This window comes from Bradyrhizobium sp. LMTR 3 (assembly GCF_001693485.1).
GTDB lineage: Bacteria > Pseudomonadota > Alphaproteobacteria > Rhizobiales > Xanthobacteraceae > Bradyrhizobium.
The window spans coordinates 21,245-42,181 of sequence record NZ_MAXC01000033.1 but is presented as its reverse complement, the minus strand read 5'-3'; the positions used below and the strand labels follow the sequence as shown (position 1 = coordinate 42,181).

General features: G+C 60.4%; 24 protein-coding genes and 1 pseudogene. 11 read left to right on the top strand and 14 right to left on the bottom strand.

From position 1 onward, the window contains the following. Positions 1-130: 130 nt before the first annotated feature. Positions 131-886 carry a carboxypeptidase regulatory-like domain-containing protein gene (locus tag LMTR3_RS20935; RefSeq protein WP_065746926.1) on the bottom strand — a complete coding sequence of 252 codons (756 nt, stop codon included), beginning with the start codon at positions 884-886 and terminating at the stop codon, positions 131-133. A 187-nt stretch (positions 887-1,073) separates the two neighbouring features. On the opposite strand from LMTR3_RS20935, the gene LMTR3_RS20930 reads away from it, so the two are divergent. Together LMTR3_RS20930 and hemA are read left to right on the top strand one after the other, a co-directional pair. Beyond that, positions 1,074-1,712 carry an SCO family protein gene (locus LMTR3_RS20930; protein ID WP_065746925.1) on the top strand — a complete coding sequence of 213 codons (639 nt, stop codon included), beginning with the start codon at positions 1,074-1,076 and terminating at the stop codon, positions 1,710-1,712. Between the two features lie 61 nt (positions 1,713-1,773). After that, a complete protein-coding gene (gene hemA, locus LMTR3_RS20925; protein WP_065746924.1) occupies positions 1,774-3,009 on the top strand; it encodes a 5-aminolevulinate synthase in 1,236 nt (411 codons plus the stop codon). 1,244 nt (positions 3,010-4,253) lie between these two features. Here the strand turns inward: hemA and LMTR3_RS37850 are convergent. Beyond that, positions 4,254-4,478 carry a hypothetical protein gene (locus tag LMTR3_RS37850; protein WP_141686728.1) on the bottom strand — a complete coding sequence of 75 codons (225 nt, stop codon included), beginning with the start codon at positions 4,476-4,478 and terminating at the stop codon, positions 4,254-4,256. On the opposite strand from LMTR3_RS37850, the gene hspD reads away from it, so the two are divergent. The 4 genes from hspD (at position 4,471) to LMTR3_RS20910 (ending at position 5,830) form a co-directional block, all read left to right on the top strand. Beyond that, a complete protein-coding gene (gene hspD, locus LMTR3_RS20920) occupies positions 4,471-4,929 on the top strand; it encodes a small heat shock protein HspD (protein WP_065746923.1) in 459 nt (152 codons plus the stop codon). The genes LMTR3_RS37850 and hspD overlap by 8 nt on opposite strands. Before the next feature lie 68 nt (positions 4,930-4,997). After that, positions 4,998-5,318 (top strand): hypothetical protein, encoded by a 321-nt coding sequence (locus LMTR3_RS20915; RefSeq protein WP_065747341.1) that lies wholly within the window; start codon positions 4,998-5,000, stop codon positions 5,316-5,318. 28 nt (positions 5,319-5,346) lie between these two features. Further along, entirely contained in the window at positions 5,347-5,577 is a 231-nt protein-coding gene (locus tag LMTR3_RS36730) for a hypothetical protein (protein WP_349643815.1), read from the top strand. Further along, positions 5,570-5,830: a hypothetical protein gene (locus LMTR3_RS20910; protein WP_065746922.1), complete on the top strand. Its 261-nt coding sequence runs from the start codon at positions 5,570-5,572 to the stop codon at positions 5,828-5,830. Before LMTR3_RS36730 ends, LMTR3_RS20910 begins: the two co-directional genes overlap by 8 nt. Positions 5,831-6,391: 561 nt before the next feature. Here LMTR3_RS20910 and LMTR3_RS20905 read toward each other — a convergent pair. After that, positions 6,392-6,592: pseudogene (locus LMTR3_RS20905) on the bottom strand (DUF892 family protein); the annotation flags it as partial. A gap of 512 nt (positions 6,593-7,104) precedes the next feature. Between LMTR3_RS20905 and LMTR3_RS36720 the strand changes: the two are divergent. Continuing rightward, on the top strand, positions 7,105-7,641 hold the full coding sequence (locus LMTR3_RS36720) for a DUF6766 family protein (RefSeq protein ID WP_210184724.1): 537 nt from the start codon (positions 7,105-7,107) through the stop codon (positions 7,639-7,641). Positions 7,642-8,061: 420 nt separating this feature from the next. Here the strand turns inward: LMTR3_RS36720 and LMTR3_RS20900 are convergent, their stop codons facing one another. From LMTR3_RS20900 to LMTR3_RS20875, 6 genes are all read right to left on the bottom strand, one after another. Continuing rightward, positions 8,062-8,307 (bottom strand): hypothetical protein, encoded by a 246-nt coding sequence (locus LMTR3_RS20900; RefSeq protein WP_065747340.1) that lies wholly within the window; start codon positions 8,305-8,307, stop codon positions 8,062-8,064. Between the two features lie 783 nt (positions 8,308-9,090). Beyond that, positions 9,091-9,825 carry a hypothetical protein gene (locus LMTR3_RS20895; protein WP_065746920.1) on the bottom strand — a complete coding sequence of 245 codons (735 nt, stop codon included), beginning with the start codon at positions 9,823-9,825 and terminating at the stop codon, positions 9,091-9,093. Then, complete coding sequence (locus tag LMTR3_RS20890) at positions 9,822-10,238, bottom strand: phage holin family protein (protein WP_065746919.1); 417 nt, start codon at positions 10,236-10,238, stop codon at positions 9,822-9,824. Before LMTR3_RS20890 ends, LMTR3_RS20895 begins: the two co-directional genes overlap by 4 nt. Further along, complete coding sequence (locus LMTR3_RS20885; RefSeq protein WP_065746918.1) at positions 10,235-10,816, bottom strand: hypothetical protein; 582 nt, start codon at positions 10,814-10,816, stop codon at positions 10,235-10,237. The genes LMTR3_RS20890 and LMTR3_RS20885 overlap by 4 nt, the downstream gene beginning before the upstream one ends. 11 nt (positions 10,817-10,827) lie before the next feature. Further along, positions 10,828-11,811, bottom strand: coding sequence for a DUF3618 domain-containing protein (locus tag LMTR3_RS20880; protein ID WP_065746917.1), 984 nt, complete (start codon positions 11,809-11,811; stop codon positions 10,828-10,830). Between the two features lie 646 nt (positions 11,812-12,457). Beyond that, on the bottom strand, positions 12,458-13,249 hold the full coding sequence (locus tag LMTR3_RS20875; RefSeq protein ID WP_065747339.1) for an SDR family NAD(P)-dependent oxidoreductase: 792 nt from the start codon (positions 13,247-13,249) through the stop codon (positions 12,458-12,460). A 133-nt stretch (positions 13,250-13,382) separates the two neighbouring features. Here LMTR3_RS20875 and LMTR3_RS20870 point away from each other — a divergent pair, with 133 nt between their 5' ends. Continuing rightward, positions 13,383-14,558 (top strand): zinc-dependent alcohol dehydrogenase, encoded by a 1,176-nt coding sequence (locus LMTR3_RS20870; RefSeq protein ID WP_065746916.1) that lies wholly within the window; start codon positions 13,383-13,385, stop codon positions 14,556-14,558. A gap of 283 nt (positions 14,559-14,841) precedes the next feature. Here LMTR3_RS20870 and LMTR3_RS20865 read toward each other — a convergent pair whose 3' ends face one another. Beyond that, entirely contained in the window at positions 14,842-15,912 is a 1,071-nt protein-coding gene (locus LMTR3_RS20865) for an ROK family protein (RefSeq protein ID WP_065746915.1), read from the bottom strand. Positions 15,913-16,057: 145 nt separating this feature from the next. On the opposite strand from LMTR3_RS20865, the gene LMTR3_RS20860 reads away from it, so the two are divergent. After that, a complete protein-coding gene (locus LMTR3_RS20860; protein ID WP_065746914.1) occupies positions 16,058-16,573 on the top strand; it encodes a YciE/YciF ferroxidase family protein in 516 nt (171 codons plus the stop codon). A gap of 12 nt (positions 16,574-16,585) precedes the next feature. Here the strand turns inward: LMTR3_RS20860 and LMTR3_RS20855 are convergent, their stop codons facing one another. From LMTR3_RS20855 to LMTR3_RS20840, 4 genes are read right to left on the bottom strand one after another with little or no spacing between them, the layout of a single operon-like run. Continuing rightward, positions 16,586-17,074: a DUF3147 family protein gene (locus LMTR3_RS20855; RefSeq protein ID WP_065746913.1), complete on the bottom strand. Its 489-nt coding sequence runs from the start codon at positions 17,072-17,074 to the stop codon at positions 16,586-16,588. Then, complete coding sequence (locus LMTR3_RS20850) at positions 17,071-17,418, bottom strand: DUF3147 family protein (protein WP_065746912.1); 348 nt, start codon at positions 17,416-17,418, stop codon at positions 17,071-17,073. The genes LMTR3_RS20855 and LMTR3_RS20850 overlap by 4 nt, the downstream gene beginning before the upstream one ends. Beyond that, positions 17,415-18,020: a cupin domain-containing protein gene (locus LMTR3_RS20845; protein ID WP_065746911.1), complete on the bottom strand. Its 606-nt coding sequence runs from the start codon at positions 18,018-18,020 to the stop codon at positions 17,415-17,417. Before LMTR3_RS20845 ends, LMTR3_RS20850 begins: the two co-directional genes overlap by 4 nt. Continuing rightward, a complete protein-coding gene (locus tag LMTR3_RS20840) occupies positions 18,007-18,645 on the bottom strand; it encodes a phosphatase PAP2 family protein (protein WP_065746910.1) in 639 nt (212 codons plus the stop codon). The genes LMTR3_RS20845 and LMTR3_RS20840 overlap by 14 nt, the downstream gene beginning before the upstream one ends. A 249-nt stretch (positions 18,646-18,894) precedes the next feature. On the opposite strand from LMTR3_RS20840, the gene LMTR3_RS20835 reads away from it, so the two are divergent. Together LMTR3_RS20835 and LMTR3_RS20830 are read left to right on the top strand one after the other, a co-directional pair. Then, a complete protein-coding gene (locus LMTR3_RS20835; protein WP_065746909.1) occupies positions 18,895-20,172 on the top strand; it encodes an SDR family oxidoreductase in 1,278 nt (425 codons plus the stop codon). Continuing rightward, complete coding sequence (locus LMTR3_RS20830) at positions 20,172-20,651, top strand: DUF2269 family protein (protein ID WP_065746908.1); 480 nt, start codon at positions 20,172-20,174, stop codon at positions 20,649-20,651. The genes LMTR3_RS20835 and LMTR3_RS20830 overlap by 1 nt, the downstream gene beginning before the upstream one ends. Positions 20,652-20,937: the final 286 nt, after the last annotated feature.

Below are 20,937 nucleotides of genomic sequence, written 5' to 3'. Positions count from 1 at the left end.
GTTTCCTCCCTTGCGATGGGTCGTTACAAGGCGTCGCTCCTCTCCCGCGACGCGGTTCCGACCGTTCGCGACGTCACCGCATTTCTTGTTTCTTCGGCTCGATTGTCGCGAGTGGAGCCGCAAAAGCCCGTTACTTGCCGGAGCCGCCTTGGATCGAAGAGGCGCCCTTCCTCAGTTCGATGTTCAGATCGCTCGGCTTCCCCGCCGCAACGGTCACCGCCTGCTCGTTTGGACCGGTGAAGGGGTGGTACACGAGCAGCTTGTAGTTTCCGGCCGGAATGTCGGAGATGGTGAATTTGCCGTCGGCGCCGGTGACGGCGTAGTAGGGATTGTCGGCGACATAGATAAACGCTTCCATCCAGCCATGTGCGTCACAATCGATCCGCACTTCGCCCGGCCGCGGCAACTCGACGGGAATTCGCTGACCTTGGTTGGGGAGCGCGAGGTTGAACACGGTGCGCTTGCCGTAATAGCCGTGCGTGTTGTGGAGCATCGGATCGCTATTGACGACGTCCAGGCCGCCCACACGTATCACCTGAATGCTGGGTTCGAATTTGCACTTCTTGTTATCGATCTCCGGCTTCTTGGCTTCCGCCGGCCAGGCTTTTCCTTTCGTGATATCGGCCAGATACACGACGGCATTCTGTACGCTCTTGTCCGGCCCGACCTGAATGAGTGTCTCCTCGAAGGGGGCGCCGCACACCTCGATGTCCTTGGTCGGAATGACCTTGCGGGTGCCGGGGGTTCCGTTGAAGACGACCTTGCCGGTGATCGATCCGCCACCCGTAACCGCGCTCGCTTCGTAGGCTTCGGTTGGGAGCGGCGTTGCCGCCGCCGCGACCAGCGACGACGCCCCGATCAGCCACTTAACGACTAAGCCAGTCATCGCAGCACTCTCTTGATCTGTAATGTCCGCAGGAAAATTCGTCGAGAGCTAACCGCCATTTGCAGGGACTAGGAAAGTCAGAACTCCTTTGCGAAACCTTAAGCAAAGCTTATGAGCCCTGAGGGCAAGAAATCGTCTAAGAAGTACTTGCTGAATCGAGATAAGCACCGCCGCGGGGAGGCATTTGATGCGTCGCCGCTCCATGTTTTCGGCCCTCGGGCGGGCAATGCCTTTCGGGATTGCTGTCGCCACCGCGTTGGTGTTGAGCCAACCGCTCGTGCGTGCAGCCAACTCACCGGTGACGATCGGCGGCCCGTTCACACTCACCTCACCTGACGGCACGACGGTCACCGAGCAGACCTACCGCGGCAAGTGGCTTCTGGTTTATTTCGGCTTCACCTCGTGCCCCGATAGCTGCCCAACGGCGCTCCTTGAGATTTCCGCCGCGCTCGAGAAGCTCGGCTCCGACGCTGACAAGCTCCAACCGTTGTTCATCACCGTCGATCCGCAGCGCGATACGCCGACGGTCATGGGGAACTACACCCAGTCATTTGATTCGAGGATCGTCGGGCTCACGGGCACGCCGCAGCAGATCGCTGCCGTTGCCCAGGAGTACGGAGCCTATTTCGAACCTCGTAGGAGCGGGCCGCGCGCAGAGGACTACGTCATGGACCACAGTACCTATCTCTACCTGATGGACGCCGATGGCAAATTTGTGCGCGGTCTTAACGCCAACACGCCAGGCGACCGCATCGCCGAGGCGGTGCGCGGCGCCATGGCAAAGGCGCGCCAGAATGCAAGTCAGCGGGGACGATCAACGCAATGAGAGCTCGTCCTGACCAAGGAATTGCACGGACATTGAGAGCGTCGCAGCCGGGAAGGCTATCATGAATTACGACAGCTATTTCCTTCACGCCCTCGCGCGGTTACGGAACGAACGGCGCTACCGGGTCTTTGCCGATCTTGAACGCATCGCCGGACGCTATCCCCGCGCCATCTGGCACTCGCCTGCGGGCCCGCGCAGCGTCGTCATTTGGTGCTCCAACGACTACCTCGCCATGGGGCAGCATCCGAAGGTGATCGGCGCCATGGTCGAAACCGCGATTCGCATGGGCACCGGCGCGGGCGGCACGCGTAACATCGCCGGCACCAGTCATCCGCTGGTCGAGCTTGAGCACGAGCTGGCGGACTTGCACGGCAAGGAGGCGGCGCTCGTATTTACATCCGGCTACATCTCGAACCAGACCGGTATTGCTACGATTGCCCGGCTGATGTCAGGCTGCGTGATCCTGTCCGACGAGCTCAACCACAACTCGATGATCGAGGGCGTGCGCCAGTCCGGGACGGAGAAGCATATCTGGCGCCATAACGATCTCGGCCACCTCGAAGAGCTGCTCAAACGGGCCGAGCCCCAGCGGCCGAAGCTGATCGTGTTCGAGAGCCTCTATTCGATGGATGGTGACGTCGCCCCCATCAACGGCATTTGCGATCTCGCCCAACGTTACGAGGCGATGACCTATTGCGACGAAGTGCATGCGGTCGGGTTGTATGGCCCGCGCGGTGGCGGCATTGCAGAACGCGAGGGCGCAGCGCACCGCGTCGACGTCATCGAAGGGACGCTTGCCAAGGCGTTCGGCTGTCTGGGCGGATACATTGCAGGCGGTACCGCGCTGATCGATGCGGTGCGTTCCTACGCGCCTGGCTTCATTTTCACTACGGCTCTTCCGCCGGCCATTTGTGCCGCCGCAACCGCGGCGATATACCACCTCAAGAGTTCCGACTGGGAGCGCGAGCAGCATCAGTCCCGCGCGGCGCGCACGAAGGCAGTGCTTACGGCGGCCGGGCTCCCGGTCATGCCGAGCGAAACGCACATCGTACCGGTCCTCGTCGGTGATCCGCAGAACTGCAAGGCGGCCAGCGACCTGCTACTCACCGAACATGGAATCTACATCCAGCCGATTAACTACCCGACCGTGCCGCGTGGCATGGAGCGGCTGCGCATCACGCCTTCGCCACATCACGACGACGGCATGATCGACGCGCTCGCCACTGCGCTGATCAATGTCTGGCAGCGGCTTAACCTGCCGCGCGCGGACCGGGTACTCGCGCAGATGAGCGCGTAGACCTGGACGAACTCCCTTCTTGGGAATTTCGTCGCTCTGAACCAGCTACTCCCCGCCCGGCCGGCAAAGACGAAGGTCGGTCCCGATCTCCATGTCAGAAGAGTGAGTCCAACTGCTCAATCGGAAGCGGAGCATTCGGCTGCAATCAATCCGATCCGTCCGCGTCGCACGCACCCCCGACGTCTACAACACGCCTCGGAGAGAGCCGCTCAGATTTGCTGCCATTAATAGATTTCTCCTGATCTCCCAGTGCACGCGGCGCTCTAATCATTTGAATGAATTGCACTTTCGCTCCAATCCATCATTGGTCATATTGGTCATCAGGTCACACGCATCCGCTTGGACGTCCGTTCCTTCGCCGCGGCAAGAAGGCTGACCTCGACATTCGGTCCGCTCTTTCTCTTGTGGATTGAGACGCCGCCTTGGCTGTCATAGAGCGACACCGGCATGAGGCAGTGGGTTGCTCAAAGACTAATCGGCGGGGTGCCGACGGCACCCTGCCCGCGTGTCGTTTGACGGAAACGCAGCTCGGGAGGCCGCGCAGTCGCTCACGGATGAGAGCACGAGCCCGCCGATTTCTACGCTGGGCTACGCCACTGCCCCCTCGTGAGCAGATGGTGGTTTTCCTTCGCGGGGCGTTGGTTCAAGCAAAGATGTAACCACCACAAGAGCAGGCGCTGGATCGAGACGCGCGAGATCAAACAGGGAAGATTTGGACGAAACAAAGCACCAACATTCGCTGCGAGTAACAAGGTGGGAATAAGAACAGCGAAAATACTTTTCGCAACAATGGGTTATTTCCCTTGGTGCGCTCGGAGGGCGGTCGCATTGACTGCGATTTCAATGACTTGTCCAGATAGACAAACACATCAGGTCCATTTCGTGCCTGAAAGTGCCTTTCAAAAGGGTTGCTCGCCCGCTTACCGAAGGTCATTTCAACGACAATGCACATCTTTTACGCGAGCAAGCCCAACAATACCTTAGAAAGAGAGATTGGATGGGATCGGTCCCAGCAACGCCCGATCTTGCGGAGCGCACCGGCTAATGAAGGGCCCCGCCGGGGCAAGCCGGAGCCACGTCTTGACCCTGCCAACCAGGGGCAGTCAGCACAGACACTTGACGTGCTCACACGGAGGCCCTGGGACAACGTGACTGCAACCATTCGGCGAGATGCGCCTGAGCTTGGCAAGCCGGCTGGAGCACGTCATCACATACCGGACGCGGGCGGAAGTAACTCGGCTTCCTCACAGCAAGTTCGCCTCGGCGGGCTTCTGCACTCGCTCCCAATGCGCCAAAGCCAAAAAATTTTTGCCGCCTCTTGAAACCAAAAACGGTTTGCTAATTTTTTTGTCGCCACCGGACGGTGGTGTTCGGGCGCCTGATGGGCCCGGATCAAAGGAGACGGGCACCGGTCGTGTCCGGTGCCGCTCGTAACCATCTTGCTCTTTGGAGGATTTGGCTATGCGCACTTATGACTTCTCCCCCCTGTGGCGCTCGACCATCGGTTTCGACCGCCTCTTTGACCTCGCAGAACTGGCCAAGCGAGAGGGTGAAGATAATTACCCGCCCTACAACATCGAACGGCTGGCCGACGACCGCTACCAGATCTCGTTGGCGGTCGCGGGTTTCGCGCCCGACGATATTTCGATCACGGCCGAACAGAACGTGGTCACCATCGAGGGCAGCAAATCCGACAAGGCCGAGAGCGACTTCCTTTACCGGGGTATCTCGACCCGACACTTCAAGCGCCAGTTCAGCCTCGCAGATTACGTCCAGGTCGAGGGCGCCGGGTTCGATAACGGCCTGCTCAAGATTGAGCTGGTACGGGAAATCCCGGAAGCCATGAAGCCGCGCCGCATCGCGATCAACGGTGTTCCGGCGGACAGCGCACAGAAGCAGCTGGAAGCCAAAGCCGCCTAGGCTTGGCTTTGTCGGCGCCGCGCGATTCGTCGCGCGGCTGCCTTTATCGTCAATCAAAGGAGGGAAAAATGCGGCCGACGACTGCCGACGACAACGTTTTTGACTTCAACGCGCTTCTTCACCCCGGCACTGTGTTCGAGCATCCGAAGGATGTTGTGCGCCATTCCGGCCTTACGGCGGGCGAGAAGCGAGCGATTCTCGCCTCATGGGCTTCGGACGCGTCTGCGATCGCGTCCTGCCCGTCGATGCGCTCGCCTGCCGGACTGAAGCGGCCCGTCTCAATCGACGAGATCCTGGAGGCCCTGTGCGAATTGGATGGTGGTCCTCGTAACCCTCCCGGCGGAAAGCCTTATCGGTTGCGATCGACCGAACGTGCCATCGCCGCCTGAAGCTTGGATTGGTTATCAGGAGAAACCGATGATGATCGACGAGAATTTGGCTCGGTTGCGGGCTCATCGCAACAATGTACATCGATACCGGAGGCTGCTCGCAACCCGGCTTTCGGATCTCGAACGTGCCTACATTGAGCGCCGACTAGGTGAGGAGCAGGCTTCCATAGATGCCCTTTCCCAAGAAACGTTTCCGTTTAGCCTGCCTGCGGCACGTCGCACGCGCGTGCAAACCGGCCAAGAGAGCCGCCATGTTTGAGTTGAATGCTTTTGTTATCCGTGGACATGAGACGGTTATCGACCATTATCGCTGGTTGCGGCACTGCGCGATATCTGAGATGGAACGCCAGCGCCTCCAAAACCGCATGGACGAGGAGAGCGAGGCGCTACACCTATCAAGCAGCGGTAACGGTGCGCAACGACTGCGTAAAGTCGGCCGCCACGTGAACATCGTCGCGGCCTCGCTGCGCGAAATCGTTAATGCTCGTGGAGCAAGCCACCAATCTATCTAATGCTCAAAGAGGCCGAGCGCCGCTTTCGCAAGCCCCGTGCATATCTTCGGTCGCCTGTTTGCAGACGACCGGTGAGATGCGGCTAAGCTTTATCGCGCTTAGCAACCAAAAGCGCCGCTCAGTGTTTCCAAACGGCACCCTGTCGAGATGGATGTCGGCCGCTTACTGGCGTTTGCGGTCGGGGCTCATCTCATGATGATCAAGGACGTACTCCCATGAGGATTGCGATCGTATGTGCGGCAGCGTTGTTAATGTCCGGCGCGAGCGTCTATGCGCAGGGAAATCCGTCAGGCCGTGGCTCGGTTACTGGAGATCCGGCTGCCAGCTCCGCGAATCCAAATAAAGAGCCGGCGCCCCGAGGCAGGTCCACAAATAACCCCAGCGGCAGCGGCACCTCTACTTCGGGCGGCCGGGACGATAATGCCGATCAAGGCCGGGACACGATGCCGGAAACCGCCAGGCAACCTACGCCACAAGGCCAGCAGAAGGGATTGCCGAAATAGTTGCCCGGACCAGGCTAGCACTCGTTCAGTCCGTAGACAGAACGAGTGCAGCAGCTCCCTATTCCGCTTGCTCGACAGCAGCCGGCATCTTCGCCACTGACATGAGCGATATCGCCACCTGATTTAGGAGCTGATCCGAATTCTCTTCTTCGGCCAATGACTTTGACAACAATGCGACGACTGCGCTGTGGCGCAGTTGCTGGGCGAGGTTTTTTGCCGTCGTGTAGGCCGACATCTCATAATGTTCGACGCGCTGCGCCAACAACCCGCGAGAACTCCTCAAAAAGCTCCGCAAGCTTCTCAACTAGGATCTGGAACGAACTGCATCCGGGAGCCGTTGGATGCTCGCGCCAGTTAGCTTTCCAGACTGGCGCATTGGAATGACGGCCCCAACCTCAACGCCCAAGTTGCTGGGGCAGTTGACGTTCGGATACCTGCGAGTGATCTTGAAGCGGCCGCGGGAAAAGTGGCACTCTGAGGAACAACCGCCCGCCAGCGGAGTCTGTTTGTGGCTTCCGGCTTTTGCTCCCGAAGCGCCCGCCGGAAGAAAGACTCGGGGCTGGCGGCCCCAGCTATCCGACTTGATAGCTGGGGTCTTCTCTTTCAGATGCCGTCGACGACCGCAGTTCTCCCTAGGCTGAGTTCGCTTCGCATCAATCGTCGAGGCCTGCATCATGTAAGCGTGGGATATCGCGAAGGCGCGCAGTTCCTGCGGAATACAATCCTATCGCGCGATTGAAGGGCTAACCGAGGTAGAGAGAGCCCTTGATCATGGCCCGACATTCGATCTGGAAGCGTTACGGATTTGCCTGGGTAACGGGCGCCCTGTTCGTCATCACGCTCTCTGGCCACTGGATCTTCGGATGGTTTGCCTATGTCAACGAGCAGCAGGCGCACCAGCAGCCGATCGAGATCGGCGATTATACGATCCAGATGATGCGCGACACCCTTGAAAACTGGCAATCCGAATTCCTGCAACTGATCTGGCAGGTTGCCGGGCTCGCAATTCTCCTGCATGTAGGCTCGCCGCAATCAAAGGAAGGCGATGATCGGATGGAGCCAAGATCGACGCGATCCTCTTGGCCGTTGAGCCAAAGAAAGCCGACGAACTCCTCAAGCGCATCGATGAGGAGTATGAGGGCCGGAATACCGACGCCCGCTTTGTGCGCGAACTGGAGCGCAAACGATAGCGCGATAAGTCTGCGCCTATCTTTCAGGCCCACCGCAAAATGGGTTAGCTCATCTGGGTCGCCCGCCTCAGAGCGCTTTTCCTCTTCCCAGCCTTTTTCTCCACGCGCACGCCTTTGAATTTTTTGGCCGCCTTGGTCTTTTTAGCCGGCTTCTTTACCGCCATGAACTCACCCGACGTTTTGCTGCGCTTGGTCCATGCCGTTGCGCCGCCCAGGCTAGCTTCGCCTGCGATCGCTTCTTCACCCCGCCCTTCCGGGCATTGACTGGTGCTCTCATCCTCCCGTTGGTTTACAGCCGATGACGAAGGGAGAAACCTTGACGCTTCCGAAGGTTCCGGAAATCGGGAAGCGACGCCAAGTCCGGGACGTTCACGGGACCATTTGATCGATCTGTTTTGTTAGTGGAGCTTGCGGCGTGGCGTTTCAGCGTAAGAAGCCGGCGGCAATCGGCGTCAAAGCGCCCTTCCCCAGATTCGTGACGGCAAGGAAATGTTCGCACACGCCTGCGAGTCTTGTCCCCCGCTGCCAGGGCCGTTTTTTAGGCTGGAGCGAGTTCGATCTGCTCAGCCCTTTTGGTTTCCGCATCGTAAACCTTGATCTGAAGGCCGGGAAAACGCGTCTTCAAGTCTTTGGCTGCTTGGATGGCAGAATCCTGGGTCTCGAACTCTCGCTTCGCGTGACCATCCACGATGAGGACGTAACCACTTGTCGGAAGGTCGGTCGGCGCCCTGATCGTTGTCACTCGCGCCGCCGCAGGCGTTCGTTGCGTGCGCTGTTGTCGCATGGTGAAAGCTCCAAATGGGGGATGCTTTACAACGACCCTGCAACGCAACTGTTCCACGAACTGCACGAGCAAGGACCGGATGTGTGTTGCGTTGCAAGACACGGTGACGGATCGGGAGCAAGTTGCAATGGCCCAAGTTGCTCCATTGAGGGCAAACTGAGGAGGAGCAACTATGCCGGTTATATTGTTGTGGGCTGTCCCGACCATTATCGTCGTGGGGGGCGTCGGATACTATTTGGTTCGCGCCGTCCACTAGGCGGGACTGTTTAAGCAAAGGTCTATCGAAGCGAGAACCCCAGCGCTTCCGTGCTGAGGCCACTTCTAAGATTAAAGGAATTTCGAGTGACGCCCCGCGAACGCCGAGACATGCCGTGGCTCCTGACGACGTTTGCTGTCGTCCTCGTTATCATAATCTGTGGTGCCGTTTTTCGGTGGCAGTAGGCTCAAGCCTGAAAGCCGGCTCTCCGCGCGATCAAGCACTTTGCCACGAGCTTCGACTGCTCGAGCTGGAGCAGCCGTTGGGGATCATCTCCCCACGGGATAAGGACGGCAACAGCTAAGGCGAGACCAAGAGGTCGAGCGTGAGTACGTCGAACTCGCACGCCGGGTAAATCTCCCGAAGCGGCGTCTGTGGCATGCCGGTCTGCTTCACCCGATCATCAACTTCGGCGCCCGTGCCGCTGACTTCAGCCTTAGCGTATCCGAGGCTTCGAGCAGCCACTGCGATACCGTTTCTGCGCGCGTATCACCATATCGAAGCGCCTCCGGCTCAACCCGGGCCAGTTAGGACGACATTATCTTTTCGCGTGCGGCGTCTGCGGCATCCATGCCGGCCTGCCTCACCCGATCGATGGCTTCGGCACCCGTGTCGCCAAGTTCGGCGTTAAGCGTATCGGAGGCTTCGCGCAGGCTTTTCGATACCGCGCCAGCACGTGTATTCAGATCAGCTTTCACATCGTCGCTGAGCTCGCCGATCCATTCGTTCTCGAGGTCGGACGCCCGAAACGCTCCTGCTACTGCTACTCCGATCGCCAGGCCCAAAACCCCGAGGACGAGAGGTTGACGTTCGAGCACGTCTGCCACCGATGATTGCGCTTTCGTGAGAGTCTCCTTTCCAGGAAGTACATTGCCTAGCTTGTCAAAGTTTTCCCGGGCATAGGCGACACCTTCGTCGACTGTTTCCCGGATCTTGTCAGCCGCTCCTGAAAGGGAGTCGGAAGCGACACTGCTGGCTTCGCGCAGGGTTTCACCGACGCCGATGACGCCTCCTTGGTTCATTTCGGGTGCGGTCGGCGGCGACGCGGTCCGCTGGAGTCCGGACGCGGCCGCACGAACGTTGCGCGCGCCGGTATCGACGATCGGCGATGCCGCGGCCGTCGCTGAATACGCAGCGCTCTTCAGCTTCTTGTCGCCGACCAATAGCCAGAACGCGCCGCCTCCGATAAGGGCCGCCGCAAGGGGATTTTCGCGGATCTCCGCGACCAGGCTATCGAAAAAGCCGGTTTGCGTGCTGTTCATCGCACCATTCCTTTCACGGTGTCCTTGTCCTTTTCGAGCTGCCGGATTGTTTCACGAGGCGCGAGATTTCGCGTGTCGAGCCGATTGATGCCGATCGCAAACAGCGCGCCGGCAATTACCGCGGCCAAGATAGCCGAGATCAAATAGGAAACCGGCTGCGACCAACCTGCGGCGATCAATGCCGCGGACAACGCGAACAGCGCCATGACCAGGGCGGGGATAACCAGCACCGCGCCGCCGGCAATGAAGCCCAGCGCGCCACTGACCTTCTGAACCTTCTCGCCGAATTCAGCCTTGGCGAGATCTATCTCGTTCTGAAATAGCTTGGCGAACTGCGACAGCGCATCTCCCAGTAGCGTGGAGATGGTTCGAAGGTCGTCCTTGCTCGTTCTGATATCGTTCTGAATGCTCATGACATGTTGCTTCGCTGTGTGGATGACGATTGCTCCCGGGCATTTTCAGGCCGTTTCGAAGCTGAAGACTGCCCGCTGGACGCCTTGAGGAAGCGGACTGCCGCGAACCCAGCAAGCACGGAGATCCCGAGAAACGCCGCTGGCTGCCGCCTCGCGAAGTCGGTGGCGCCGTCGACGAGGTCGCGGAAGCTTCCGTTGCGGATTTTCTCGGCGGCATCGTCCACATATCCGGCGACGGAATTGATGCCGCGGGCAGCGAATGGCGCGTCGCTCTCGAAGGCGTGGGCCGCTTCGCGAATGTTGCCGGCAAGACGCTCGACGAAGTCGGCGCCCGACCGCTGCTTGTCGCGCGTCTGGTCCTCGATCTGGTCCGCTGTCCCGGAGGCCACGTCCTTGGCGGCGTCAGCCGCTTCCTTGAACTTGTCGCGCGCAACATCGGTCGACGCTTGCAGGGCGTCGCCGGCGCGCTGCTTCACTTCGGCTCCAGCATCCGCCATCTGATCCTTCAGGCTCTGCGAAGCGCCGGTATTCTGATTCTGGGTGAAATTCGTCCTTTTGGTCAGGTCCAAATCGCTCATGGTATCTACTTTCAGGTGTTCGGGTTTCGAGAAGGATTGAAGGCCGCGCTCACCACGTCGTCGGCGGTTTCCTTGAGCGTGTCGGCCATGTTTTGTGTCATGCGGCTGGTGTGTCGCCCGAGATCGGCCTCGGAGAAGCTCTTCGCCGCAGCGTCGGCCGCCGACATCGTCGCATCCCTGGCAGCCTCAAATCCGGATTGCGCCGCCTCGCCCGCCGCCTGCTTCACGCTGTCACTCGCCTCGCCCATCGCGTTGACTTCGGCCTTGGTCTCGGGAAGAGCCGCGGCAATGATCGCGCCGATTGCTATCCCCAGGCCGCCGATCAACGCCGCGTTGTCGCCGATGAATTGGCGGGCTTTTGCAGGCGCTGTCGCCGCCGCGTCCCTTGCCGTGCCTGCCGTATCCTTGACGGCATCCGCGCTGCTCCTGAGTTTGTCGCCGACCGTACTGGTGGCCTCAGCTGCCCGATTCCGGAGATCGTCGGTCACGCCAGCGGCAGTATGTCGCGCGTCACTGGCCATGCCGGCGGCCTCGCTTTGAGCCGAAGCGAGTTGGTCCTTGACGTCGCCCCGCAATGCCTGCGCGCGATCCGCCGCCTCACCCAGGATTTCCCCGGCCTTCTCCATCGCCGGGGCGGCCGCCTCGGCGGCGCCGTCGCGCACTGTTTTTGAGGTCAGGGCGAGTCCGGCGCCGATCATCAGAAGCGGCAGCGGGAAACCACGCGCGAGGCGCAGCAGCGGGACCGCGACCGCCGTACCAGCGGCGACCGCACGCATCGGATTATCCATGGCCTGTTGCTTCATCGCCTCGATCCAGCTCTGGGTCTTGTGGCTGATGTAACCCGAAACTTCCGATCTGATGTGTTGCGGCGAAACCTTGTTACGGATGTCATCGGCGGTATCTGATATCCGCTCCCTCAACTGATCGACCGTGGCCGCCAACTCGGCACGGCTCCGCTCGGACTCACGCCTCAGATCTTCCACTGATCGTGTCATGACTTATCCCCTTGGATTTCTTTCGGGACGAACTCACGCTGTGTTGAATCGTTCCTCGGGCAGACGAAGGCATCGGTCGGGATGTACAAGCACGCCGGCGGATGACAAAGGTGCGCAGTTATAGCGCTCTAATTTCACGGTGCCGCTCACCAACCGCACGCTGCGCCCGCGGGAGCGTTCCCATTCTTGTTGCATGCGCGGCGTCGCAGCCGGCGCCCGAAAGGCCGCAACCAGCCGCGGCAGAGAGCCGACTCGGCATTTAGCCGCGGCCTCGATCCTATTCGCCGTCGGCGACTCTGATCGGCTGCGATTACAGGCGATCGTCGGTTTCGGGCTCGGTCGGATGGGCGATGCTGATCACGTATCCACTCGCGGCCCGGCTGGGCTGGCTCGCGACGGTGGCGGGGCTTTGTGCATCGAGCTAAGCATTGGAAACCCGCGCGTGCGCCGACCTTCTCAGTGGTTTAGGAACGACGAATGGCAAGCAAGTCACCGTGGAAGTACGTGGACGTCATTCCAACCGCAAGCTCGCAGCCGGGCGATCTCGAATGCGAGGCGGCCGTGATTGGATCTGGCATCGCCGGCCTATCGAGATCAGTGCAAACGCGGCGGGCTGGGGGCGAAGCACTTGCCATAAATATCAGCCTTATGATTTTGCCGTACCAGGTTCCGCCTGCTTGCGATGCTGCTTGGCAAGGAGTTCGGCCGGCGTCACATTGGCAACCGCCGATTGGATTTTGTTTTTCAGGCCGGTGACAACATCCCCTTCGCCCTTCATCATGGCCTCAAAGTCCATTCGGGCGACCATGGCGGCGTCATCCTTGTCTTCGGATCCGACTTTAGTATCGAGCATGTCCGCACGGACGAAGAACTCCGTTTCCGTAGCCCCGGGCATCAGGCAGGTCACGGTAACCTTCGTACCGCGCAGTTCCTCCCGCAGCGCGAATGAGAATGAATTCAAATAGGCCTTGGTCGCATTGTAGACCGCCTGAAAGCTGCCGGGGGTGAAGCCGGCAATCGAGCCGGTGATCAGAATGCGTCCTTCATTGCGACGCCGCATGTCCTGGCCAACACGGTGGATCAGACAGGTGGTGCCGGTGGCATTAGTGCCGATGACCCGACGAATGCGGTCCCAGTCCTGATCAAGGAAAGCATGGCCTAGGCCGCGGCCGGCATTGGCCATCAGCAAGTCAACCTTGCGGTCCTGAGCGACCTCATAGAGCTTGTCGACACCTTCGACGGTGGCAAGGTCGGCTTGAACCGTCACGAAGGCGCTACTGTTCGCTTCGTCGCGCAGCGCTTGCGCGGCCGTCTCGATTTCGGGCTCATCCGCCGCGACCAGAAGGTCGTAGCCCTTGGCCGCGCAAAGTCGGGCAAGCTCAAAACCAATGCCGGTCGAGGCGCCTGTCACGATCGCAAATTGTCCGGCCATGGCCATCTCCATCTAGGCTTTCCGCATTTTTAGGGCGCTTTGGACCTAATCGAACTGACGCGAGACCGTTCCTATTTGGAAAAGGAACAAGCCGCTGCGCTGACGCTTGGTCTCGTCAAACATCTCTTTGGAGCAGTCCATGAAAGCCCTCACCTGGCACGGCAAGAGCGACGTTCGCTGTGAATCGGTTCCCGATCCGAAGATTCAGGATGGGCGCGACGCAATCATCAAGGTAACGGCCTGCGCGATCTGCGGCTCGGATCTGCATCTGTTCGACGGCATCATGCCGACGATGGAAAAGGGCGACGTACTTGGCCACGAGACCATGGGCGAGGTTGTCGAGGTCGGCAAGGACAACACGAAGCTCAAGGTGGGGGATCGGGTAGTGGTGCCGTTCACCATTGCCTGCGGCGAATGCTTCTTTTGCAAGAATGGCTTTTACTCCGGCTGCGAACGCTCCAACCCCAACGCGAAGCAGGCCGAGAAACTCTGGGGCCATTCTCCAGCCGGCCTCTTCGGCTATTCGCATATGCTGGGCGGCTTCGCCGGCGGCCAGGCGGAATACATGCGCGTCCCCTATGCCGACGTCGGTCCCTACAAGATTCCAGAGGGGCTCACGGATGAGCAGGTATTGTTCCTGTCAGATATCTTCCCGACTGGCTATATGGCCGCCGATTTCTGCAACCTCAAAGGCGGAGAGACGGTTGCGGTGTGGGGCTGCGGACCGGTTGGCCAATTTGCAATCAAGAGCGCATTCTTGCTGGGCGCCGAGCGTGTGATTGCGATCGATACGGTACCCGAGCGCCTGGCGCTCGCTACGAAGTCAGGCGCCATCACGCTGGATTTCATGAAGGAAGATATTTACGAGCGCATCCAAGAACTCACGCAAGGTCGCGGCGCCGATGCCTGCATCGATGCGGTCGGCACCGAGCCCGAAACCAGGGCAAGCGCGGATTCCGTTATAGACCGTATCAAGGTAGCAACCTTCATGGGCACGGATCGTCCGCATGTTTTGCGGCAGGCGATCCAATGCTGCCGCAACTTTGGTACCGTTTCCATCGTCGGCGTCTATGGAGGCATGCTTGACAACATTCCCATGGGCAGCGCCATCAATCGCGGCCTAACCTTTCGCATGGCCCAGACCCCCGTTCAGCACTACCTGCCCAAACTGATGGAACGCATCGGAAAAGGCGAGATCGATCCAAGCTTCGTCATCACCCATCGCGCTACGCTTGAGGAAGGCCCAGACCTCTACAAGACGTTCCGGGCCAAGAAGGACGGCTGCATCAAGGTGGTCATGAAGCCGTTCGGCTGATGAAGGGGTAGCCGCGATGAGGCGAAGTCTCATTGGGTGGCGGCCACTCAGCCCGGCCTTGTCAGCAGTACGTTCTCGTCCCTCCTCAGCCCGCAGTCGACTGGATGACAGTTGCCACCATTGCAAGACGGGACGCCATGTTGAGCGCTGTGCCTACAGCGCAGGCCATCGCTGTCGGCATCGACTTTCATCAGGGCCTCGTAGGCTTTGGTCTTTTTTGGCGTGTTTGACAGCTGGATGAGTCGGCTTTCTCCAAGCAAGCAACAAGTGCTCCGAAATCACGTCATTTGTCAGCTTTCCCGTTGCGATTGGTGAACCGAGCATTGCCGAGCCCCGTGCCGATTGTCAGCACGCCCCAGCGTTTGACGTCCTGCATGAGAGGGACTTCAGAAAGGCCCTGCACTACGCCATCGTTGTGCATGACGATGGCCGTGTCGTGATCTCCGATACGCGGAATCGCTTCGACCAGGCTTGTCGGCAGGTTGAACTTGCTGCTCTCCCAGTTGCCCGGAAGGTTCTGCGCGCCCTTCTCGATCGACCCGTCGCTCTCGATGACGCCGGGGCAAGCGATGCCAATGAATGGCGCGAGCTTGAAACCTTCCTTTTCCGCCTTTGAGATCAGCCCCTCGAGCATCCTGATGAGACGCTTCACTGCGCTCTCGCGACTCGGCTCATCGTCCGCATGGCGCCAAAACTCCGGCTTCCAGATGCATGCCTTTGATAGATTGGGAGACTTCTTCCGGCGCGTCTCTACTACGCCACAGCGGACATTGGTGCCACCGATGTCGACGGCCAGGATCGAGTCGTGCGCCTCGAATATCCAGGAGGGCGCCAGGTGAAGAGCGCCGATCAGACCGGCCTCGTCCGGATTGTGGCGGATGGGCTGCATCTCGATCTTGAAGTCTTCGGCTTTGAGAATGATCTCGGTGCGGGCGATCGCCAGTTCGCCGAGCCGGCTATCGCGAAAGCCGCCGCCGACCACGATCCTCTCGGTCTTGTCCCAGGCCTTGGTATTGAGGATGCGGCGCGTGACGTGGGCAAGTTCCTGCGCGAAGTCCTCGACGGCGCTGTGGACGACGGCCGAAGCCTCGGTATCGTCGCCAATCAGGATCGCGTCGAGAGCTTTCTTGCTGATGTTCTCTGAGTGCTCCTTACCGAAGGGATCCTCGCCCGACTTGCGCAGTGGCTTCCGCCATCTCTCGAGAATGTCCCTGAAGGCGCCCTTGCTGGCGCGGTCGCCAAGGAATCCTTCCTCGTCCTTAAGTTCGATGTTGAAGCTATCGACATCGACCGACGGCAGGCGAGAGGAGCCATGGGCGGTGATACCGGTCGTCGTGATCTTTTGCTCGGCCATCCTGCAACTTTCGCCCTAGATCCGGTTTCGCCGATTGCAGAGCGCTGAATGATGCGGCCGGCAGCCACGGCTGCGACCACATGGATGGGAACCCCCAAGGGGCAACGACGTTCCATTGCCATCATTGCGAAAGGAGACGTCGAATATGGGAATCTTCACCAAGGACATCAAAACCATGGAGGACTTGTTGATCCATGGCCTTCAAGACATCTACTACGCCGAGCAGCAGATCATCAAATCCCTACCCAAGATGATCGAAAAGACGACCAACCGCGACCTCGCCGCGGGGCTGAAAGCCCATCTAGAAGAGACAAATAAGCAGGTCGAGCGACTTCAAAAGGTGTTCGAGAAGCTCGGCAAGGAGCCGAGCGGCACGCAGTGTCCCGCGATCGACGGCATCATCAAGGAGGCTGACGAGACCGCGGGCGAGATCGACGACAAGGCGGTGCTCGACGCCGCCCTCGTCGCCGCCGCGCAGGCCGTCGAGCACTATGAAATGTGCCGATACGGCACGCTGATCGCTTGGGCCGAAGAACTCGGCCACGACGAGATCGTTCGCTTCCTGACGACCAATCTGAACGAGGAAAAGGCGGCCAATACCAAGCTCAACACGGTGGCACTCCGTAAGGGCGTCAATGCGAAGGCATCCAGCGCGGCCTGACAGCAGTTCGGATCAGCTAGAACGGCTCCGCGAGAGAGCGGGGCCGTTTGCTTTTCGGAGCCTTCCCGCTCTCCGAACCGACCGCATTTTGCGTCGCACGTACCAGGCGGCAATCGAAACGACCAGCCACGTGAACGATGCTGCAATGAACGCGCCCGCAACGCTGCGCTCCACGGTGAGCCAAAAAACGGCTGCGAACGCCAGCATACCCAGTGCTCCGAGCGTGGCGCCGGCGGAATCGACCGCGGCGGCCATTTGGCCGCGGCGCTCGCCGGAGAGGCCAGCTTCCCGTTTGCGGCGAATTTCGTGCTTCTCGATCAACGTTGCGCTGGCGCAGAAGATGGCTGGAAGCGCGAGAAAGAGGCCGCCGACGGACGCTCCATAGCGGCTGCTGATAAGACCGGTGAAGACGGTCGCCACGCTGCCGAGGACAAAGCGGATGAGGTATTCGTACCACCGGCTTTCCTTGAGAGACGACGGCGAGAAGCGGACGGGCGTCATGTCTGCGCTCCGGCGATCGACAGCAGAAGAAAGGCAACCGGGAGCCAAGCTGCGAGCGACAGTATGGTCGCCGGCAAGGCCCGCAGCCGCACGCGAACGAGCAGATGACAGACGACGACGCTGTAGACGGCGAGCGCTATCGCGCCAGCCATCATGGATCGGCTCTGTACCGCAGCGTAGCCCGCGCCTTGCGCGTAAACCGCGATGCCAAGCGTGGCGAGCGCCACGGAGGGCGCCGCACCGAAAAGGCCCGCAAAGCTCTTTGGACGCAGGACGTCGCCGAGCATCGCGAAGGTCGAAACAACCGTGCCACCAACGAGAAAGCGGACGATGTACTCGGTCATTTGGGCTTCTTCCAAAGTTTGGATAGCGACCCGCCGGCCCCATAGACCGGATCCTTACGCGGCACCGGCACCTTCGGAATGGTCTTCAACGCCCGCGGCCGGTCATCCACCGTGGTGCACTCGTCGTAGGTGCCGGCCGCCGGATAGGCCCCCACGACGAGGAAGTCGTCATCGGCGGAGAGGCATTGATGGCCCGTGCCAGCTGGAAGAATGACGACGTCGCCTGCCTTTAAGGTGAATATCCGTCCCTTGGCGCCGCCAAAGCGGACCCTCCCCTTGCCGCTCGCAACGCCAAGCACCTCGTGGATTCGCGAGTGATAGTGCACATAATCGTAGACGCCATCGCGCCAGGTCTCGCCCCACCCGTTGGCCTCGAACAGATCCTCGATCACGGCCGCCGGATCGTGGCTTTCGCCGAGATCAATGGCGCCCCGATAGATAATCAGCGGCCATCGCGGATGGTTCGGGACGAGGCCGTCGTCCCTGAAACGGACCGTGTGGGGCTTGCGCGGTTGGGCGAACGCGCGGGCTTTCCGTCGGCCGGGTCTCCGGAGACCGGTCGCACGTTCGGCGTATTCCTTCAGGTTCTCAAGTATCGGCATGTTCGTTCTCCTTCGAACTGGCCGCGGCAATCGGATAGACCGTCCATAGCCGCAGCAGGCGCTCGAGGGCCGCCCCGAGCGCGAAGCCCACGACGACGTCGCTCGCCCAGTGCGCCAGGACCACAACCCGCGTCAGCGAGAGGCCGATCGCGAAGGCTCGGATCGCCCGGCGAGGACCGGCCGGCAATGTCCCGGCTGCGGATGCCAACGCGCCCATGTGCATCGCATGCCCGGAAGGAAAGGCGTCGTCGCGCTTTCCGGAGAAGGAGACCCCATGGATATGCCCGATCACTGTCCTGCGATCGGGTCGGGTCTGGTCGAAAAACGACTTCATGACGTGTGGCAACAAAGACGTCGCTGCTGTTACGAGCAGCGCGTGATTACCTGCGCGCCGCAGCGGCTCGCTGCAGCCGCGGGAGACGATCCAGCCGGCCGTGGCCAGAACCAGCAAGACCTTTTCGTCGGCGCCCCAAGTCAGGGCGCGGGCCGCGTACTCCGGGGCCGGAGCCGTGTTGCGGGCGATTTCGCGGGCGACAGCGATGTCCGCCTTCGTTGGTCGGATCGCGATGGGAAAGCTTCTTGCGCGGCGAAGGCGACGTCCTAGAAATTCGGCTTGCTTCAACATGGCTCATGGATTCGAAAGGAAAGCGCATTTCAACGCGCCAGATCGCGGCAAGGTCCTAAGCGGCTCAAAGGCGGCCGCAGTTCTTTACCAACGTTGAAACCAACTCATCCAGCTTGGAATAATTGCAGCGGGGCTAGGTCGCTTAAGGAACTGGCTCCGAAACAGGAATGGCAAGTGGCTATCGGCCCATTCCTTTGCCGCGGGCATAGAATTGCGGTATCGCGCCCGGCAAGCGAAAGGACTAGCTCAATGCGTATCCTTCTCGTTGGCGGTACGGGCCTTATTGGATCGGCGATCCACGCAAGGCTCGCCGCTGAAGGGCACGAATGCGTATTGCTGTCGCGACACACATCGGGGGGGGTGCCGAACGCGCGTCACGTCGCGCTCGATATTGCGCAGGCGACGGATGCTTCCGCGTGGAAGCCAGTCCTTGCAGGTATCGATGCCGTCATCAATGCGGCGGGTGCGCTGCAGGGACAGGACATGCAGGGCGTTCATGTCGCGGGCAGCGCGGCGCTGTACGCGGCCTGCGAAAGCGCAGGCGTCCGCCGCGTGATCCTCTTTTCTGCGATCGGCACCAATCGCGAAGCACGAAGCGACTTTTCACGCACCAAGCAGGAGGGCGAAGCCGCGCTGATGGCGCGCGACCTTGATTGGGTCGTGCTGCGGCCTTCCGTCGTGGTCGGCCGGGCCGCCTATGGCGGCAGCGCGCTGTTGCGCGGGCTTGCGTCACTACCGGTTCTACCGGTCATGCCCGGCACGGCGCCGATTCAGCCGGTGCATCTGGATGATGTCATCGAAACGGTCCTCTACTTTCTGAAGCCGGACGCACCCTCGCGTGTCGTACTGGATCTGGCCGGCCCGCGGCAGATGGCGTTCAGCGACGCCGTCGCGCTGTTTCGCCACTGGCTGCGAAGGCGGCCCGCTTACCGCTTCCAACTGCCCGCATGGGTGGCCTCCGCCGCTTATCGTGCGGGAGATGTCGCGCAGATGCTGGGCTGGCGAACGCCGGTCAACTCGACGGCACAGGCGGAAATGCGGCGCGGCGCGACCGGCGATCCCAGTCCTTGGCGTCAGGCGACGGGCGCGGAGCCACGCGACATTGAGACCGCACTCGCACTAGAGCCCGCCTCGGTTCAGGAACGCTGGTTTGCGCGGCTATACGCGCTGAAGCCGCTGATATTCGGCGTCTTCGGCCTATTTTGGATCGTCACCGGCATCATCTCACTCGGACCCGGCTGGGAAATCGGTATGTCGTATGTCCGGGAAGGCGGGCTGGGGGAAAATTTCGCTGCGCTCACGGTCATCGCGGGAGCGCTCGCCGACATCCTCATTGGCCTGGCTATTCTCTGGCGACCGTCGAGCCGCTATGGCCTTTGGGCGGCCCTCATCATTTCTTTGGTCTATGTCGTGATCGGAACGACGCTGGTACCGCGATTGTGGGCCGATCCGCTCGGGCCGATGCTGAAGATCTGGCCGGTGTTGATGCTCAATCTGGTCGCTATGGCGATTCGGGAGGATCGCTAATGCTCTACCTTCTCCTCAAGATGGTGCATATCATCGGCGCTGCCGTCCTGCTCGGCACCGGCGCCGGCATCGCCTTCTTCATGCTGGTGGCGCATCTGCGCGGCGATCCCCGCGAGATCGCCGGTGTTGCGCGGACGGTGGTGTTGGCCGATTTCCTGTTTACGGCGAGTGCAATAATTCTTCAGCCGATCACCGGCACGTGGCTGGCGTGGTCGAGCGGATATTCTCTGGGTGATGGATGGATTGCCGCCTCCATCGTGCTCTATCTCGTGACCGGCGCCTTTTGGCTGCCGGTGGTGTGGATGCAGATGCGGATGCGAGATCTTGCCATCCATGCGGTCGAGACGAACGCCAAGCTGCCAGCCGAGTATTACCGTCTTTTCCGCTGGTGGTTTGCCTTCGGATTTCCGGCATTCGCCGCAGTGCTCATGATCTTCTGGCTGATGATTGCCCGCCCACCTATTCCATACTGGGATTAGTATGATGTACTTGGTCAAAGACGCTGAATGAGACATCCGGTTAGCACGTATCGTCTGTGCCGGATCGTGGGTTGAATGTCAGCTAATCGCGAGTTGCGCGAGCCATCGAAGTCATTTGCCAATCCATTCCCAACCCCGGCCAAATTGGCGGAAACATTATACTGGCGACCAATGTTCCTATCGAAGCCGAGATGCGCTCTTTATTCGCGCCCGGCTTATCTCTAAATCGATGATGGCACCCCCGGAGTGAATCCTTCGTCCGCGTAGGAACAAACGACACTGGATA